Below are 16666 nucleotides of genomic sequence, written 5' to 3' on the forward strand. Positions count from 1 at the left end.
GCTGGGGCGAGGATTGCTATCGACAGGGGCAATCTCATTCGCCTAAAACATCAGCCATGCGTTTCCGTTGTCTTGTCCCGATATCGAAGGTCTCCGCCGTGTCCGCGAAACAAAGCGCGGCGGCTGGATGAGACGGTTTCTGTCGGGAGCGTTGCCGTTCTACGCGCTGGCCGGATTGGCCATGTGCATGTACCTCGTCCTGTACAAGACGAACCTGTTCGACTTGAACGCCATCGTCCAGGATGCGACCGGTTCAGCATGGTTTCCGGTCTTCATGTTCGCTTGCGTGCTCCTGGAGTCGGTCTTTCCGTATTTCGGCTATTTTCCGGGAACCGCCCTCATCCTGATGTCCGTGGCGCTCACTCCGAAGCCTGCGGATGTCTCCGTTTTCATCGTGGCGTGGGCGGCCATCATCGTGGGCGCCGTTCTGAGTTACGGGCAGGCTCGTTTTTTCAGACCGATGTTGCAGCGGGTTGCCTCGAAAGCGGCACTGAGCCGATGTGAGTCCCTCCTCGACTCCTATGGTCCTTATGCGCGTGTTGCCTTGTTCGTTCATCCCAACGCTTGCGCGATGTATTTCACGGCACTCGGACTTCTCGGCCGGAACCTGACGCGAGAGCTCGCTCATCTTTGCGTGGGTGCAGCGGCTTCCGTGGGCATTCTGTTCGTCGTCGTGACGAGACTCGTGTCGTCCGCAGGCGCCAGCGATGATGGGGAATTGCAGGTGCTGCTGGCGGCAGGCCTGGTCGCCATCGGGACCCTCGTCGGTCTCTATGCGGCCTGGCGGCCGGATCGGCCCGCCTAAAGCTTGATCCGGAAGACCGCGAAGCGGCTTTCCGACCAGGGAGCTCGCTTTGAGCTTGGTCGGTCATGATCCATTTGCGGAAGCACCCAAGTCAGAGCCTGAACCAAGGCAGGGTGAGATAGACGCAAGCGATCATCGAGACGATGGGAATGACCCACACCCATCCCGACCAGAAGTTTCGCACTGAACGTCCGGGTAACGACGCAGCAACGAGGGCGACGATCAGTGCCCCGAGCGCGGCCGTCGCGGCCCACCCGTACCAGTACATCGCTGGAGCTAGAAATCCCATCGCAGGGTCAGCAACGTCTCGCGAATGATGCGTGCCCGCCAGCACGATGCCGAGCGACGGGAAAACGGTGAAAAGAGCAAGGTCCTTTGCGAGTGCAACCACGTAGAGGAAGCCAAATGTCGTCCCAAACGCGAATGCAAAGCGGCGGAACGCAGCCGATAACGTCATGCGCCAAAACCCCTGATGTTGTTTACGACGTGGCCAGTTAGGAATCCCCACCAAATGACAAAGGCGAGGATCGAGGTGAGCATCGTGCGCGTCTGAGCAGGCTCGTCGGCATGCGGCCGTCGCCAGCAAACCCAGTAGGCTGGTAGCAACGCAAAACCGATAGCGGCGAAGTGCTCCTTGAGGTCGAAGAAGCCCAGGGCTGGCCAATGACCGGCGCGCTCTAACTCTGGCCTGATGTCGACGCGAAAATACAGATAGATGATCCCACCGAGCAGGATGGAGATGGCATACAAGACGACGACGGCGTCGGCGAACCGGGCCGATGGCACGGAGCGAAAGCGGCCGAAAAACGAACTGGGGCGCATTCCCACAGTCGCCCACGTCGCCAAGGTCTGGTGCGTAATCGCGCCAAGCAGTGCAACGGCGACCAAGCCGTGAACAATCAGGAGTACTGTCGCCAGAACCTCACTCCCCGCCTATTACCCGCTTGCTGTCACGTGAAGAGCTCCTCAGTCCCGAATGGCTCCGCCGACCACGGCCGGAAGCGATTGAGGGTGAACTTCGTCTTCTGGCCGGGTTCAACGTCCACCAGCACGTAATTGTACTCCTCTTGCGGAGGCTGACCCTTCCAGTAAAGGTCCCGCGGATAGTCGGCGGGCACCTTGATGCTGGTTCGCCCCGGCAGGATTGGGTCTTGTTCCGCGCCCCCACCGCCCAACATCAGATACTTTACTCCATCTACGTCGTAGATTTCCGTGGTGTGGACGTGCCCGTTCAACACGACCACATCCATGTCCCTGGCATACGACGCAATCACCTTGTGCGGGTTATCGGGAGCCGGGATCGGGCCTAAGCCTGACCGCGCAAACACGGGATAGTGGAAGACGATGAACGTCTTCCGAATGCCATTGGCCTTCGCCTCGTCCATCCACTTTTGAAGCTGGGTCATCTGCTCGGCATATTTTGGCCGATCAGCATCCCATAGCGACGGCGAACGGTAATCGTACTTGCCACTCCAGAGATAGATGAAGCGGGTGCCCTTGAAGTCGAATTTGTAGATGAGGTTTTCCGGCGTGACGCCGAATTTTCTCAGATACGGCACAGCCGAAAGTACGCCCTCGATCTTTGGGTCGGCCCACACCTCATGATTACCCACACTCATGAAAAAGCGCCCATCCAGACCGGCTGCGCGCATCTCGTCATCCGGCGCGGGTAGCTTCTTCAACATTGTTTCGTTCACGCGCTTCCAGTATGGGCTGTCACTCACGGTCAGGCCCTGATTGCCCCACCACACGGCGTCACCGCTATTGACCACGAATTTCGCGCGACCGGATTGAACGTCCTTGACGATTTCGCGCGTCACCCATTCGCCGCCCTGAAGCCGGAACATGGTGCGATGCACTCCCGGAAGCAGTTTCACGTCTTCAACGGATGCCTCGGTGACCCAACCCTTATCTACCGTCAGGGTCATCACTTCCGTCTTGGATGCGAACGGCATGACGACCTTGACCAGGTCCTTTGTGACCGGATCGAAGATCATCTTCACATCCTTCGCTACGACGGCCTCGGCGACCTTTTCCGGCATGACCAATCCGAACATCTCGACGAAGAACTTGCTGAGGTCCGGTTGTCCCTCTTTCAATGGGAGGTACATCATCGGTCGGGTATCGCCGACCGCAGCGAATGAAAAGCCGGCCGCTGCGGAAAGCGGTGCTTGCGCGGTCGTTGTTTGTGTCTGGGCACCGGCAACGCGTGGCACGGAGAATGCGGGCAGTGCCGCGAGTGCGCCCAGAACTATGCGACGACTGGGCTCGTTGGGCCAAGAGGATTGCATAATGATCACCCTTGATCGAGGAGAGGGAATGAGGCGCCGTATCGGGCGCGCAAACAGTCCGATTTGCCGACCGTTTTCCGTGGACCTTCGGCGGCGGGTAAGCTTGATATAGATCAACGTCGTCACCACCCGTTGCGTCTGGAGTGGCGAGTATGAAGTCGACAAAACTGCCGCTGTGGCTTCGCTTTCTCCTGCTTGTCGGCGTCGTCGTCTTCGCGGCAGGCGCAAGTCTTGTTGCCTATCGGTACTACAGTCGCCCGGTAGCGCTGACCGTGGCGGTCGGCTCGGTCGACGGCGAGGCAGCCAAGGCAATGTCAGCGATGGCAGGGGAGTTCGTTTCAGCGAACGCGCCGGTCCGGCTCAAGGTCATCGACAGCGGCACCGCGCTTGAGGCCGCTGCCGCTTTCTCCGCCGGTAAGGTCGATCTCGCTGTGGTTCGCGGCGATGTCGGCGACTTGTCACAGGCGCAAGCCGTCGTCGTCGTCAGCCATATGGTCGTACTGATCATCGCGCCGCCGGGATCGTCCATCGACAGCATTGCCAACCTGAAGGGACGCACGGTCGGGGTGGTCGGCGGAGCAGTGAACGCCAAAATCGTCGATGTGTTGACCAAGGAATACGATCTGGCGGGCGCGAAAGTTGTATTCAAGAACCTTGCTTTGACGGATGTCCGGCAAGCCATTCAGTCGAAACAAGTCGGTGCCCTGCTCGTCACGATCCCGCTCGCCGAAAAATACCTCTCGCTCGTTCGCGGATTTTTTCAGCTCGACCGTAAAAAGGCCCCGGTACTGATCCCAATCGAGTCCGCGGGGGCAATTGCAGAGAGGGAACGCGCTTTTGAAAGCTTCGACGTCCCGAAGGGCACGCTGCGGGGATCGCCGCCGGTCCCGGAAGATGACCTGACGACCCTGAGGACCTCGCTATACCTGGTTGCGCAAAAGAAGCTCGGCACTGATCTGGTAACCGACCTCACGGAGGCGATCATGAGCGCGCGCAGGAATCTTCTGCGCGAGCAGCCGATTTTCGCGCAGATCACCGCGCCCAGCACCGACCAGGATGCCTACCTTCCGCTGCACCCTGGCGCGGCAGCCGTCTACAACAGCACGACGCAGAGCTTCATGGATGAATACGGCAACTGGATCTATTTGACGCCGATGGTACTGGGTGGCGCTGCCACCATGCTTGCGGCGGCGTGGAAATTCCTGGGCCTCGGCAACCGCGCAACCGATGGCCCGCTCGATTCTCTCTATGCCCTGGCGCGCCGGATTCGGAAGGTCGATACGGAGGCTGAACTTTCGGATATCGAGGACGAAATCGACGGCATTCTAAAGGCGGAGCGCGCCAAATCCGCCGCTGGAGACGAGAGCGCGGTGGATGATGCCACATTGAACGTGGCAGCCCACCGGCTTGAGAGCTTGATTCACGAGCGACGCACATTGATCGCCAGGGGACCCGCAGTTGCCTCCGCGGCGAAGGCGACGCAGCGCTAAGTCACGACACGCCGCGCGACACACTGGTGAATCATGAATGCAATCGCGCTATCGTGCATCACGTTTCTGTGCATCTCGGGCGGTGCCCTGCTCGGTATGTTCCTTCCTGGGCATCACCTGAGCACAGATGACAAGGATGTGGTCAGGCTGGGCACGGGCCTCATCGGGACGATAGCCGCGCTTGTCCTTGGCCTGCTGATCGCCTCGGCGAAGGGTTCCTACGACACGCAGAGCACTCAAGTCACGCAGATGACGAGTAATGTTGTCCTGCTCGACAATCTGCTGGCGCAGTACGGACCGGAGACGAATGACGAACGCAATCTGTTGCGGCGCGCCGTCGTTGCTTTAGCCGATCGAATGTGGCGCGAGAAAACTTCCGAGGTTGCCAAGGCGAACCCGTTCGAGGCGAGCGCCACGAGCGAAGCATTCTTTGCGAAGCTTCAGCAGCTTTCGCCGCAGAACGATTCCCAGCGCTCCCTGCAGGCCAGGGCCATACAGATCGCCACCGACATTGCGCAAACCCGCCTGTCCCTGTACGCCCAGACGAACAACTCGATCCCCATGCCGTTCCTGGTGGTGCTGATTTTCTGGCTCACCATCATCTTTGGAAGCTTCGGCCTGTTTGCCAGGCCCAGCGCAACCGTTTTCGGCTCGTTGTTCGTTTTTGCGCTGTCGGCCGCCGGGGCGATCTACCTGGTCCTAGAGCTGGGGCAGCCATTTGCGGGTTTGATGCAGATTTCCAGCGCGCCACTGCGCAACGCCCTCACGCCGCTCGGCCCCTAGCGTTCGCGCGCCTCGCAAGGGAGCGTTCAGCGATTCTTGAAATCCGGGATCAATGGTGGGCGCACATCGGTCGAACCTTGGACCTCTCGCGTGTCAAGGCGGCTCGGTGGTGCGGGCCTCTCCTTGGATGATGCCATCATGCCCGTGTGTTGCCCGACGGAGCAAGCGAATTCGGAAAAGGCGCAACCCATTGATCCGACTGATGTCGGCTACTGTGCATGGGGTTGTTTTCGACTTTTTTTGATCAGACGGCCCCGACAGCCGTCAGGCCGGGGTGATCGTCCGCAACCAGTATGGCTTGGGAAGATGGATGGTGGGCGCACAAGGGATCGAACCTTGGACCTCTCCCGTGTGAACCACAATCCGTAGACCCGAGCTAACCAAATCCGGCCATAGTTGAGGTGTAAAAACTCCTTAAATTAATGAGAGTTATGGCCTACTACGGCTATAAGAGCCCATACCTGACCTTACTACATTTTGTATGCCCCCGTTGTGCCCGCCGCGGATATTCCCTTGGGGCACACAAACGGGGGAGGTCTGAGACCCGGTTCTGTTCGAGGCTCACCGCCCTTCTTGCGGGGCACACTGGGGCACAGAGAGAGGGAAGGAATCATGACGGAGCCGGCCAACCAGCTGACACTCACCGATGCGGTGATCCGCAACGCAACGCTGCCGCCGGGTAAGGCGCAGCATTATCTCCACGACGACAAGCTGCCCGGCCTCGCCTTGCGCATGCGCGCCACCGGCGGCCGGACCTGGGTCTACCTCTTCACCAAGCCGGGGGTGAGGGGGACCCAGCGCAAGACCCTCGGCGCGTGGCCCAAATATAATGAGAAGGCCGCCCGCAAGGCCGCCACCATCGCCGCAGGCGAAGTCGTCAAGGGCTTGGACCCGAACGACGCGAAGCGCGAGGCGAGGCGGCAACAGGCAGCCGAGAAGCAGCGCACCACGCTCGCGACCCTCATTGTTGAAGATGGTCCTTACCAGACGTCTATGACCGAACGTCAAGTCGTCAACTGGAAGCCAGCAATGTCGGCGCTGCGGCGCGGGCTCAAGGATCACGCCGAGAGCGGCGTGGGGGACCTGACGCGACGGCAGATCATGGCTGCGGTCGATAAGATTGCCAAGACCGGCAAGCGTGGTGCAGCCAAGGACTTGCGCAAGCACGTGCATACTTTGCTCGAATGGTGCGTCGGTGAGGGCTATGTCGAGCACAACGTGCTCGCCGGCTATCGCGCGCCCAAGGAAACCCGCGCGCAAAGGGTCGGACGCCGAACGAAGGGCCGCGCGCTGACCGATGAGGAAATCATCAAAGTCTGGGATGCATCCGGCAAGCTCGGGGCTTTTGGTCTCCTGGCTCGCATGTGCCTGCTCGGTGGCCCGCGCCGCAGCGAGCCTACCATGATCGAGTGGCGAAAGCACATCATGGATGACCGTATCACCTTCGATGCGGCGTGGACCAAGATGGGCCTGCACCACGACGTGCCGCGCACCCACCTCGCAAACGAGGTGCTCGCGGCCGCCAAACACTTCCAGCGCGCAACGTCCGACTATGTCTTCCCGTCACCAAAGACCGGCGGCCAGATGTCCGGGTTCACCAAGATGGTCAACCGCCTGGTCAAGGAAGCGGGTGTTGCCAAGTTTACCATGCATGACCTAAGGCGCAGCTTACGAACCGTCATGTCTCGCTGCGGCTACGACAACGAAATCCAGCGGCTGTGTGTCGGGCAAAGGCCAAGCGGAATCGATCAGGTCTACAATCACGACGAACAGTGGATCATCCGCAAAATGGCGTTCGAAGCGGCTCACGACTACATTGCGGAGTTGGTCGGCGCGAAACGGGTCGGCAAAATCGTGCGCCTGCAGCGGACGAATCCGCTTGACCCGATCAAGGCCGAGCTCCTCGGCCGTCTCCGTGAGCATTATGCGGCTGAGGCATCTTAGTGGTCTTATCGCACTTGGCCAGATAGTCGCGTACCGCATCGACACGATAGAGGGGGCGGCCATCGACGTAGCGCCATTTCAGCGGGTGGCTCGGATTGCGCCGCCACTGCTCCAACGCGCCGGGCGTACGCCGGATGACCGCGGCCGCCTCAAATGCCGTCAAATTAGAGCTGCCCGGCAGCGTATCGATATCGAACGTCGCGGGCGGCGGCATGCCACGGTTCTTGCGACGGCGATTCGCCCGCGGTATTTTGCTGGAACCTGCCGACCCAAATGCCTCGATCCCAATCTTTTCGTCTTTGCCGCGCATGCCTCCGCCCCGAACCATGATCGGTCTGGGCAATAAGATCGTAGGCTGCTCCGGCAAGAAAGAAACCAAGTGCGCAGGTATGGTTGCTGGGTAGCTGTGGCGTACAAATAGGACGAACCGGTTCCAGCCCGGCAGACCTTCGGCCTCATAACCTGAAGGTCATAGGTTCAAATCTATCCCCGCAACCAAATTTCTGATGTAATACAACGGGTTGGGCGAAAGCCTAACCCTTTAATTTTTCGTAAATGGCCTAGCACGCGCCTAGCACAAAATTCGACTTTTTGGTTCCCTGCGCTAAAATGCACGTGGAGGTGCATGATGGCCAGGCACGAGCTTCTAGGTGGTCTGATTCAGGTATACCGGCGAAACGGCCGGTATTGGCACTGTTCGGCCTCCATCGACGGCCGCCAACACCGCAGCACGACCGGAGAGGAAGATCTCTCCCTCGCCAAGCAGTTTGCGGAGGACTCGTTTATCGGTCTTCGTGGGAAGGCGCGGGAGGGGCTGTTGGTGAATGAGAAGACCTTTCGCCAAGCCGCTGACCAATTCCTGAAAGAGTATGAGGTGATCACCGAGGGCCAGCGCAGCGAGCGCTGGGTCCAGGGTTACGAGATCAGGCTTCGCCTGCACCTGTTGCCGTTCTTCAGGCAAGGTGCAGGAATATCGCCTACACCGGATCGCAACGTCTAAGACCGGCAAGGCGCCCGCGCGCAGCACTATCCACGACGAGGTCGTGACGTTGCGGCAGGTGTTGAAGACTGCCATTCGCCATGAATGGCTCGCGCACCTGCCGGACTTCTCTCCTCCTTATAAGACTTCGGGGAAGGTGGTGCATCGGCCGTGGTTCAGCCCCGAGGAATACAAGCAGCTCTACGAAACCACGCGGGCGCACGCGAAGGCCAGCCAGATCCACCACCGTTGGAGTGCCGAGCAATTGCATGATTACGTCCTGTTCTTGGCCAACACCGGCTTGCGGCCGGATGAGGCCAAGAACCTCCAGCATCGCGACGTGACCATTGTTGAGGACGAACGTAGCGGCGAGCGCATCCTGGAAATCGAGGTGCGCGGCAAGCGGGGCGTCGGCTACTGCAAGAGCATGCCGAGCGCGGTGCGACCCCTATGAGCGGCTGCTAGGCCGCGCGAAATACGTGAAGCAGGGCAGAGCGCGGGTGCTGGCGAAGCTGCCGCCCTCTAACGAGCCGCCGCAGTTGCCCAAGCCGACCGACCACGTGTTTCCGGGCAATCACATCAAGATGTTCAATGCCCTGCTTGATAGGAGCGAGTTGAAGCTGGATCGGGATGGCAATCGGCGGACCGCATACAGCCTGCGGCATACCTACATCTGCATGCGCCTGATGGAAGGGGCGGACAGCTACTAGATAGCGAAGAACTGCCGAACCTCAGTGGAGATGATCGAGAAGTTCTATGCGGCGCACATCAAGAACAGGCTCGATGCTTCCGCCATCAATGTGCGTCAGGCCAAGCCCGCTCCTCGCAGGCAGTTGAGTGAGGTCTTCTGCTTTTGTCGCCTTGTAGACCCTTCTGGACCAAGATCGGCGCGCGGCCTGGCAACAGGACGGCAAGGGCTTCAACATCCAGTTGAGCTGCCTGCCATTGAACGGCCGCCTCGTGGTTCGCGAACCCAAGGCCGACGCGGAGGCGGGGCAATGAGCCCAGCCGCCACGCGGGGCTACGACGTCGGCTTCAAAAGCTGGATGACATACGAACCCCTCGTGCTCGCCAGCAGCGAGCACGAGGCCATCGCCAAGGGCAAGGCCATTTACGGCCTCGCCGGCCTCGGCGATTTTTCGTTCAGCGATTGCGGCGAAGGACTGGCTCGCCTAGGTTCATGAGCCGGAGGCGCATTCATGAACGTCGTCCTCAAGCCGGGTACGCGTTGACGATAGATCTCCGACATATTCATCCGAAGTCGATGGCAGCAGCGCGACGCCTGCCGCATTCAGGCGGTTGCCTCAGCTTCCGGCAGCAGGAGCCAAGCTCAAGACGATTGCTCAGAAAACCGCCTCTGTGCAAGACAATGGGTCCCTGTACGCGCAATAAGAGGAAACCGCGCTGTGACACTCTCTCTTGACGGCGAAATTCGAGACGGACGGCATTACATGCAGGTCCGCGTCTATTTCGAAGATACCGATTCCGGCCAGATTGTTTATCACGCGAATTTTTTGCGTTTCATGGAACGTGGCAGAACGAATTACTTGCGCCTGCTCGGCACCAATCAGCAAGCGCTGCTCGAGGAAACGCGGAACGATGCGCCGGGCTTCGCCTTCGTTGTCCGTTCGATGACAATCGATTTTCTAAAACCGGCAGTCTTGGACGACCTGCTTGACATTGTCACGGTCCCGCAAGAGGTGAGAGGCGCGTCGATTGCCTTGCTGCAGGAGTGCAGGCGCGGGGGTGATCTCTTGGTCTCGGCGCGTGTACGGGTCGCGTTTATCTCAGGCGGAAAAGCGCAGCGCATCCCAAAGGCTCTGAGGCTTGCTATGGAAGAGCACAGATAAATCTGCCTTTCGTTCACGCTTTAACGCTCCAGCGACCCAATGAAATCAATGCGTTGGCCTTTTGTTGCGATATCGTCAAGTCAGAGAAGTCCGTGTCCTCGTAGTAGACGCGGACCTGCATGTGATGGCGGCCGTCGCGGATCTCGCCGTCGAGATGGGCTGTCACGTCGCGAGCCTCTTTGCTTTTTGCAACCGGCCCGTTTTGCGCAAAAACAGCCGGCTGCGCAAGCGCAGGTTATGCCACGGCCGGCGTCCTTCCCAGCGTCACCTCGACGATTTCCGGCGGCACGCCGACGCGGACCGGCATGATGCTGCAACCGAGGCCGCCGGAGACGATGACGTCACATTTCAGCCGGAAGTGACCATAGGCGAGCCGCACGCCGTGCTGAGGCGAAACAGCCGGCGACCAGCCGAACAGGCGGACCTGGCCGCCATGGGTATGGCCGGACAGTTGCAGCGCGACGCGCGCGGGTACGAGCGGCGCGATATTTGGCTCGTGCGCGAGCAGGATGACCGGCGCATCGTCGGTGACCTTCGCCAGCGTGCCCGCGAGATCGTCGGCGCCAAGCCGATGCGCGCGGCCATAGCGCTTCGCGGGATAGTAGGCGAGCTGATCGCCGAGGCCCGCGAGCCAGAAGGAGCGTCCGTCCTTGGTGAGACGCACGACGTCGTTCTCGTAGACGGGAATGCCGGCCGCCTCCAGCGCGCGATGGGCGGCTGTCGGCCCGTGACCGGCCTGCTGCACGGCCCTGTCCACCCAGTAGTCGTGATTGCCCATGACGGCATGGACGCCGAGCGGTGCCTTGAGGCCCGCGAGCACCCTGGCCCATTCGCTCGACGGAATGATGCGCGTGACCTGGTGAACACCCGCGACATAGTCGCCGAGCAGCACGATGACATCGGCGTTGAGCGCATTGGTGCGATCGACGATGCCCTCGATCCGCTCCAGCGACATCCAGGGATCGCAGGCATGAATGTCGGTGACGATGGCGATCTTGAGCGGAAAATCCGCCGGCCATTGCCGCGGGGTCGGGTGATAGCGGGTGACGCGGAGCCGCAGCGGCTCGATGCCGACGCCATAGGCCGCGGTCGAGACACCGAGCGCGGACAGGCCGCCGATGGAACGGATGAGATGACGACGCGTGATCATAGAAGCCCGATGGTGATGCAGCTTTTGTGATGCGGCCCGATTGGAGCGGAATTGGGGTCCGCTCGTGCAGACGGCCTGCATTTGCGTGCAGACCGTTTGCACAAAGGTTACCGGAAGTTCATGACAACCGACGCACCTTGCATCAACGCAATCAGTCGTCGCTCTCGTCCGTGCCGAACAGGCCGAACTGTGCCGCGGCATCGCGCGAGGGCTCGGCGATGCCGAGATGGCGGAAGGCGTGCGAGGTGAGCAGGCGGCCGCGCGGGGTGCGCTGGAGATAGCCGCACTGAATGAGATAAGGCTCGATGATGTCCTCGATCGCATCGCGCGGCTCGGACAAAGCGGCAGCCATCGTCTCGACGCCGACCGGGCCGCCGCCATAGTTCTGCGCGATGGTCGTGAGGTAGCGGCGGTCCATGGCATCGAGGCCGGCGGCGTCGACCTCGAGCGCGCTCAGCGCGTGGTCGGCGATCTTGCGGTCGATCGAGGCGGCATCGGCGGCGGAGGCGAAATCGCGCACGCGGCGCAGCAGGCGGCCGGCGATGCGCGGCGTGCCACGGGCGCGGCGCGCGATCTCGTTGGCACCGTCGGCGCTCATACCGACATTGAGCACGCGCGCGCCGCGGGTGACGATGCTTTCCAGCTCTTCGATCGTATAGAAGTTGAGCCGGACCGGGATGCCGAAGCGATCGCGCAAGGGATTGGTGAGCAGGCCAGCGCGTGTGGTGGCGCCGACGAGCGTGAATTTCGACAGCTCGATCTTCACCGAGCGTGCCGCCGGGCCCTCGCCGATGATCAGGTCGAGTTGAAAGTCCTCCATCGCGGGATAGAGCACCTCTTCCACCGCCGGGCTCAGGCGATGGATCTCGTCGATGAAGAGCACGTCGCGCTCTTCGAGGTTGGTGAGGAGTGCGGCGAGATCGCCAGCCTTCGCGATCACCGGACCCGAGGTGGCGCGAAAGCCGACGCCGAGCTCCTTGGCGACGATCTGCGCCAGCGTGGTCTTGCCGAGGCCGGGGGGGCCTACGAACAGCACGTGATCGAGCGCCTCGCCGCGCTTGCGTGCCGCCTCGATGAAGATCGAGAGGTTCTTGCGCGCCTGCTGCTGGCCGACGAAGTCGGACAGCGATTGCGGACGCAGCGCGGTGTCGCCGACATCGTCGCTGCGGCGCTCGGGCGAGACCATGCGGTTGGCCTTGGGGTCGCTCACTTCGCGAGCTCCTTGAGGCCGAGGCGAATGAGCTGTGCGGTCTCGGCATGCTCACCCGCGCTACGCGATGCCGATGCGATGGCCGCGGCGGCCTGCGGCTGGCCGTAACCGAGATTGACGAGCGCCGAGATCGCATCTGCCACCGGGCGCGGCGCGCGCTGGTCGTCGACGGCGCCGGCGAGATGCACGACGGCGGGATCGACATTGGCGAAGGCCGGCGCCTTGTCCTTCAATTCGGTGACGATGCGCTCGGCCACCTTGGGGCCGACACCGGGCGTACGCGCCACCGCGGCCTTGTCACGGAGCGCAATGGCGTTGGCGAGATCGGAAGGCGCCAGCGTGCCGAGCACGGCGAGCGCGACCTTGGCGCCGACGCCCTGCACGGTCTGGAGCAGGCGAAACCATTCGCGCTCCTGGTCGGTGCGGAAGCCGAACAGCTTGATCTGGTCCTCGCGGACATAGGTCTCGATCGACAGCACCGCGACCTCGCCGGGCGCCGGCAGATGCTGAAGCGTGCGCGCCGAGCAATGCACCTGATAGCCGACGCCGCCGACGTCGAGGAGGACATAATCCTCGCCGTAGGAATCGATCAGGCCCTTGAGCTTGCCGATCATAAGCCCGCCACCTTCAGCCTGAGTGCCGTGCTCTGGCGGTGATGGGCGTGGGTGATGGCGATGGCGAGCGCGTCGGCGGCGTCCGAGGACGGCGGCTCGGCTTTCGGCAGCAAAATCTTCAGCATCATCGCGATCTGGTGCTTGTCGGCGTGGCCGGCGCCGACCACCGTCTTCTTGACCTGGTTCGGCGCGTATTCGGCGACGGTAATGCCGAACATCGCGGGCGCCAGCATGGCGACGCCGCGGGCCTGACCGAGCTTCAGCGTCGCGACGCCGTCCTTGTTCACAAAGGTCTGCTCGACCGCGGCTTCCATCGGCTTGTGACCGGACAGGACGGCGGCAAGCCCCTCATGGATCGCGAGCAGCCGGCTCGCCAGCGGTAAATCGTCCGGCGGTTCCACCGAGCCGCAGGCGACGTAGATCAAACGATTGCCCTCGGCCTCAATCACGCCCCAGCCGGTGCGGCGCAGGCCGGGGTCGATGCCGATGATGCGAACGGGGCCACGAATCGGGAGCGCAGTCATGGGCCAGTGATAGCGGCTGGCTGCGGTGGGGGAAACAGAAACAGAACGGAAGTAACAGGGGAAGTGGGGTGCCGCGATTGGGTGCCCGCGGTGACGACCACAAGATACGCCGTCATACCCCGTGAAGGCGGGGTATCCAGTACGCCGCGGCTTCTCCGTTTCCCTCAGACGTCTCTGGAATACCGGGTCGCCCGGACAAGCCGGGTCGCCCGGACAAGCCGGGCGACGACAGCGGAATCTGGGACTGGTGGCGACCTCAGCCGCCCATCTTCGCCATCAGCGCGTCCGACACCTCGAAATTGGCGTAGACCTGCTGGACGTCGTCGTGCTCGTTGAGCAGGTCCATCAGCTTCAGGAGCTTCTCGCCGGTCTCGTCGTCGACCGCGACCGTATTCTGCGGCTTCCAGATCAGCGCGGCCTTGCGCGGCTCGCCGAACTTGGCTTCCAGCGCCTTGGCGACGTCGCGATAGCCTTCGGTCGAGGCGTAGATCTCGTGTCCGCCTTCGCCCGAGACCACGTCGTCGGCGCCGGCCTCGATCGCGGCATCCAACACAGCATCGTCGGAGGCGACGCTGCGGTCGTATTCGATGATACCGGTGCGGTCGAACATGAAGGAGACCGAGCCGGTTTCGCCGAGATTGCCGCCCGACTTGGTGAAGAAGGAGCGGATGTCGGAGGCGGCGCGGTTGCGATTGTCGGTCAGCGCCTCGACGATGACGGCGACGCCGCCGGGGCCGTAACCCTCGTAGCGGATCTCGTCGTAGTTCTCGCCCTCGTTGCCGAGCGCCTTCTTGACGGCGCGCTCGATATTGTCCTTCGGCATGTTCTCCTGGCGCGCCGCGATGATGGCGGCACGCAGGCGCGGGTTCATGTTGGGATCGGGCGTGCCCAGCTTGGCCGCGACGGTGATTTCCCGCGCCAGCTTGCCGAACAGCTTCGACTTCTGGGCATCCTGCCGCCCCTTGCGGTGCATGATGTTCTTGAATTGGGAATGTCCGGCCATGCGTGTCTCGTCAGGAATCGTGCGCCAAAGGTGAGCGTGGGAAGCGCGGCCTTATAGGCCGCCAACCCACCGGAATGAAAGAGGCTCTACGACTTTAAGGTAATACCGTAGTGCCCTGTGCCTAGGAGTCAGGCACCGTTAACCATGATTTCATTCCGACTTGCGAAAATAGCAACCGCCCGTTCCCCGACAAGAGTGACCTGATGGCGTTCGCATTGTTTCGGAAGCGTCTGCCCGACTTGTCCGCGCCTGTGGCCCCCCCACAGGCCGCGCCGTCGCCGGTCGATCCCGCGCCCGGCCCGTCGGCCGAGGGCGATTCCGCCAGGGAAATCCTGGAACTGCTGGAACTCGAGCTCGGCGCCATGATCCGCCAGCTCGAGCGCGCCGCCAACGCGGTCGCCGGCGGCGCGGAGGCGACCGCGGCAACGCTCGCGGATATTCGCGAGCGCACCGACGCCCTCACCGGCCGCACCAATGCGGCGCAATCGACCGCCTCCACCTTTGCCCATGCCGCCGACAAGTTCACCCAGTCCGCGCAAGGCATCGGCGCGCAGGTGCGCGAGGCCGGCAAGCTCGCCGACGAAGCCAGCGCCGCGGCGCAGGAAGCCCGCGCCAATGTCGACCGCCTGCGTGAATCCTCCGCCGCCATCGGCAATGTCGTCAATCTGATCGCACAGATCGCGCGGCAGACGACGCTGCTCGCGCTCAACTCGACCATCGAGGCCGCGCGTGCGGGCGCGGCCGGCAAGGGCTTTGCGGTCGTCGCCACCGAAGTGAAAGCGCTCGCGGTGCAGACCCAGGGCGCAACGGAGGAGATCACCAGGAAGATCGACGCGCTCCAGCGCGACGCCGCCGGCTCGGCCGACGCCGTGCATCGCATCGCGCAGGCGATCGAGGCGATCCGTCCGGTGTTCGACACCGTCAACGGCGCGGTCGCCGAGCAGAATGCCACCACCAGCGAGGTCTCCGGCAACGCGGCAAGCGCGTCGCAGTTCATCATCTCGGTCGGCGAGAGCGCGGCCGAGATCGATGCCGCGACCAAGGCGGCCGAGACCCACGGCGAGAACGTCGCCAGCGCCGGCAAGGCCGTCACCACCTTCGCGCGCAAGCTGAAATCGCGTTGCGCGGTGCTGCTGCGCCAGAGCGAGCACGACGACCGTCGCAAGACCGAGCGGCTGCCCTGCCATCTCAAGTTCGAAACCGCGCGCGGCGTGTTGCAGGTCTACGAGATCGCGATGGACGGCGTGCTGATCGGCGGCGCGGAGGCGGCGAAGCTTGCCACGCAGGCCGTCGTCGACGGCACCCTCGAAGGCGTCGGCGCCTGCCGCCTGCGCGTCATCGAGCAGACCAAGGCCGGCGCCCGCGCGCAATTCGTCAGCCCCAACGCCGATCTCAGCGAGAAGATCGAAGACAGGCTCTGGTCGATCCACGAGGAAAACACCGAGTTCGTCACCCGCGCCATGGAAGCCGGCACGGCGCTGACCCGGATCTTCGAGCAGGCGGTTGCACGCGGCGAGGTCAGGATCGACGACCTCTTCGATACCGACTATGCGGAGATCGCCGGCACCAATCCGCAGCAATACCGCACGAAATATCTGGACTGGGCCGACCGCGCGCTGCCGCCGTTCCAGGAAGCCTTTCTCGCCAAGGAACCGCGCATGGCGTTCTGCGCCATGGTCGACCGCAACGGCTTCCTGCCGGTGCACAACAAGATCTATTCGCATCCGCAGCGGCCGGGCGATGTCGCCTGGAACACCGCCAACAGCCGCAACCGGCGGATCTTCAACGATCCGGCGGGGCTCGCCGCCGCGCGCAACCTGCGCTCGTACCTGGTCCAGAGCTATGCCCGCGACATGGGCAACGGCAACACCGTGATGATGCGCGAGATCGACGTTCCGATCCGCGTGCAGGGCCGGCACTGGGGCGGATTCCGCACGGCCTACAAGCTGTAGTGCGCGCTCAGGCAAGACGCCGGCCGCGAATCACCCTTTAAGGCTGGAGTTGGAATGGGAATGCCGCGGAG

Annotated in this window: 19 protein-coding genes and 1 pseudogene; 10 read left to right on the forward strand and 10 right to left on the reverse strand. The window is 62.5% G+C overall.

Translation table 11 applies throughout. From position 1 onward, the window contains the following. Window positions 1–127: 127 nt before the first annotated feature. Window positions 128–805 carry a membrane protein gene (locus tag BJ6T_RS10475; RefSeq protein ID WP_014492316.1) on the forward strand — a complete coding sequence of 226 codons (678 nt, stop codon included), beginning with the start codon at window positions 128–130 and terminating at the stop codon, window positions 803–805. A gap of 91 nt (window positions 806–896) precedes the next feature. Here BJ6T_RS10475 and BJ6T_RS10480 read toward each other — a convergent pair whose 3' ends face one another. The 3 genes from BJ6T_RS10480 to BJ6T_RS10490 form a co-directional block, all read right to left on the reverse strand. Then, window positions 897–1262 carry a hypothetical protein gene (locus BJ6T_RS10480; RefSeq protein WP_014492317.1) on the reverse strand — a complete coding sequence of 122 codons (366 nt, stop codon included), beginning with the start codon at window positions 1260–1262 and terminating at the stop codon, window positions 897–899. After that, window positions 1259–1693: a hypothetical protein gene (locus BJ6T_RS10485; RefSeq protein WP_028170427.1), complete on the reverse strand. Its 435-nt coding sequence runs from the start codon at window positions 1691–1693 to the stop codon at window positions 1259–1261. The genes BJ6T_RS10480 and BJ6T_RS10485 overlap by 4 nt, the downstream gene beginning before the upstream one ends. 62 nt (window positions 1694–1755) lie before the next feature. After that, entirely contained in the window at window positions 1756–3213 is a 1458-nt protein-coding gene (locus BJ6T_RS10490; RefSeq protein ID WP_197538872.1) for a metallophosphoesterase family protein, read from the reverse strand. Between the two features lie 35 nt (window positions 3214–3248). Here BJ6T_RS10490 and BJ6T_RS10495 point away from each other — a divergent pair, with 35 nt between their 5' ends. The 3 genes from BJ6T_RS10495 to BJ6T_RS10505 all read left to right on the forward strand — a co-directional run bounded on the left by BJ6T_RS10495 (window position 3249) and on the right by BJ6T_RS10505 (window position 7313). Next, window positions 3249–4586 carry a TAXI family TRAP transporter solute-binding subunit gene (locus tag BJ6T_RS10495; RefSeq protein WP_014492321.1) on the forward strand — a complete coding sequence of 446 codons (1338 nt, stop codon included), beginning with the start codon at window positions 3249–3251 and terminating at the stop codon, window positions 4584–4586. Window positions 4587–4619: 33 nt separating this feature from the next. Further along, window positions 4620–5369, forward strand: a complete 750-nt coding sequence (locus tag BJ6T_RS10500) for a bestrophin-like domain (RefSeq protein WP_014492322.1) — start codon at window positions 4620–4622, stop codon at window positions 5367–5369. Window positions 5370–5981: 612 nt separating this feature from the next. Further along, the gene (locus tag BJ6T_RS10505) at window positions 5982–7313 is read left to right on the forward strand and encodes a tyrosine-type recombinase/integrase (RefSeq protein ID WP_014492323.1); all 1332 of its coding nucleotides are present in this window, start codon (window positions 5982–5984) and stop codon (window positions 7311–7313) included. On the opposite strand, the gene BJ6T_RS43215 is transcribed toward BJ6T_RS10505, so the two are convergent. Further along, entirely contained in the window at window positions 7258–7623 is a 366-nt protein-coding gene (locus tag BJ6T_RS43215; RefSeq protein WP_014492324.1) for a hypothetical protein, read from the reverse strand. The two genes, BJ6T_RS10505 and BJ6T_RS43215, sit on opposite strands and share 56 nt — an antisense overlap. Before the next feature lie 318 nt (window positions 7624–7941). Between BJ6T_RS43215 and BJ6T_RS47090 the strand changes: the two genes are divergently transcribed. From BJ6T_RS47090 to ybgC, 5 genes are all read left to right on the forward strand, one after another. Continuing rightward, a complete protein-coding gene (locus BJ6T_RS47090; protein ID WP_014492325.1) occupies window positions 7942–8313 on the forward strand; it encodes a hypothetical protein in 372 nt (123 codons plus the stop codon). Continuing rightward, window positions 8276–8746 carry a site-specific integrase gene (locus BJ6T_RS48200; RefSeq protein ID WP_014492326.1) on the forward strand — a complete coding sequence of 157 codons (471 nt, stop codon included), beginning with the start codon at window positions 8276–8278 and terminating at the stop codon, window positions 8744–8746. Before BJ6T_RS47090 ends, BJ6T_RS48200 begins: the two co-directional genes overlap by 38 nt. A gap of 46 nt (window positions 8747–8792) precedes the next feature. Then, the gene (locus BJ6T_RS48205) at window positions 8793–9002 is read left to right on the forward strand and encodes a hypothetical protein (protein WP_014492327.1); all 210 of its coding nucleotides are present in this window, start codon (window positions 8793–8795) and stop codon (window positions 9000–9002) included. A 288-nt stretch (window positions 9003–9290) separates the two neighbouring features. Further along, entirely contained in the window at window positions 9291–9476 is a 186-nt protein-coding gene (locus tag BJ6T_RS47095; RefSeq protein ID WP_014492328.1) for a hypothetical protein, read from the forward strand. A gap of 222 nt (window positions 9477–9698) precedes the next feature. After that, window positions 9699–10142 carry a tol-pal system-associated acyl-CoA thioesterase gene (ybgC, locus tag BJ6T_RS10520; protein WP_011089947.1) on the forward strand — a complete coding sequence of 148 codons (444 nt, stop codon included), beginning with the start codon at window positions 9699–9701 and terminating at the stop codon, window positions 10140–10142. 76 nt (window positions 10143–10218) lie between these two features. Here ybgC and BJ6T_RS45450 read toward each other — a convergent pair. The 6 genes and pseudogenes from BJ6T_RS45450 to BJ6T_RS10545 form a co-directional block, all read right to left on the reverse strand. After that, window positions 10219–10305 (reverse strand): annotated as a pseudogene (locus BJ6T_RS45450) (acyl-CoA thioester hydrolase); the annotation flags it as partial. Between the two features lie 72 nt (window positions 10306–10377). Beyond that, a complete protein-coding gene (locus BJ6T_RS10525) occupies window positions 10378–11292 on the reverse strand; it encodes a metallophosphoesterase (protein ID WP_014492330.1) in 915 nt (304 codons plus the stop codon). Window positions 11293–11443: 151 nt separating this feature from the next. Further along, complete coding sequence (gene ruvB, locus BJ6T_RS10530; RefSeq protein ID WP_174770139.1) at window positions 11444–12478, reverse strand: Holliday junction branch migration DNA helicase RuvB; 1035 nt, start codon at window positions 12476–12478, stop codon at window positions 11444–11446. A 20-nt stretch (window positions 12479–12498) separates the two neighbouring features. After that, the gene (gene ruvA / locus BJ6T_RS10535) at window positions 12499–13116 is read right to left on the reverse strand and encodes a Holliday junction branch migration protein RuvA (RefSeq protein WP_014492332.1); all 618 of its coding nucleotides are present in this window, start codon (window positions 13114–13116) and stop codon (window positions 12499–12501) included. Further along, a complete protein-coding gene (gene ruvC / locus BJ6T_RS10540; RefSeq protein WP_014492333.1) occupies window positions 13113–13640 on the reverse strand; it encodes a crossover junction endodeoxyribonuclease RuvC in 528 nt (175 codons plus the stop codon). Before ruvC ends, ruvA begins: the two co-directional genes overlap by 4 nt. Before the next feature lie 256 nt (window positions 13641–13896). Continuing rightward, window positions 13897–14643 carry a YebC/PmpR family DNA-binding transcriptional regulator gene (locus BJ6T_RS10545; protein ID WP_014492334.1) on the reverse strand — a complete coding sequence of 249 codons (747 nt, stop codon included), beginning with the start codon at window positions 14641–14643 and terminating at the stop codon, window positions 13897–13899. Window positions 14644–14846: 203 nt separating this feature from the next. Between BJ6T_RS10545 and BJ6T_RS10550 the strand changes: the two genes are divergently transcribed. Further along, window positions 14847–16595 (forward strand): methyl-accepting chemotaxis protein, encoded by a 1749-nt coding sequence (locus tag BJ6T_RS10550; RefSeq protein WP_014492335.1) that lies wholly within the window; start codon window positions 14847–14849, stop codon window positions 16593–16595. The last annotated feature ends 71 nt before the right edge of the window (window positions 16596–16666 follow it).

It is taken from the genome of Bradyrhizobium japonicum USDA 6 (assembly GCF_000284375.1).
GTDB lineage: Bacteria > Pseudomonadota > Alphaproteobacteria > Rhizobiales > Xanthobacteraceae > Bradyrhizobium > Bradyrhizobium japonicum.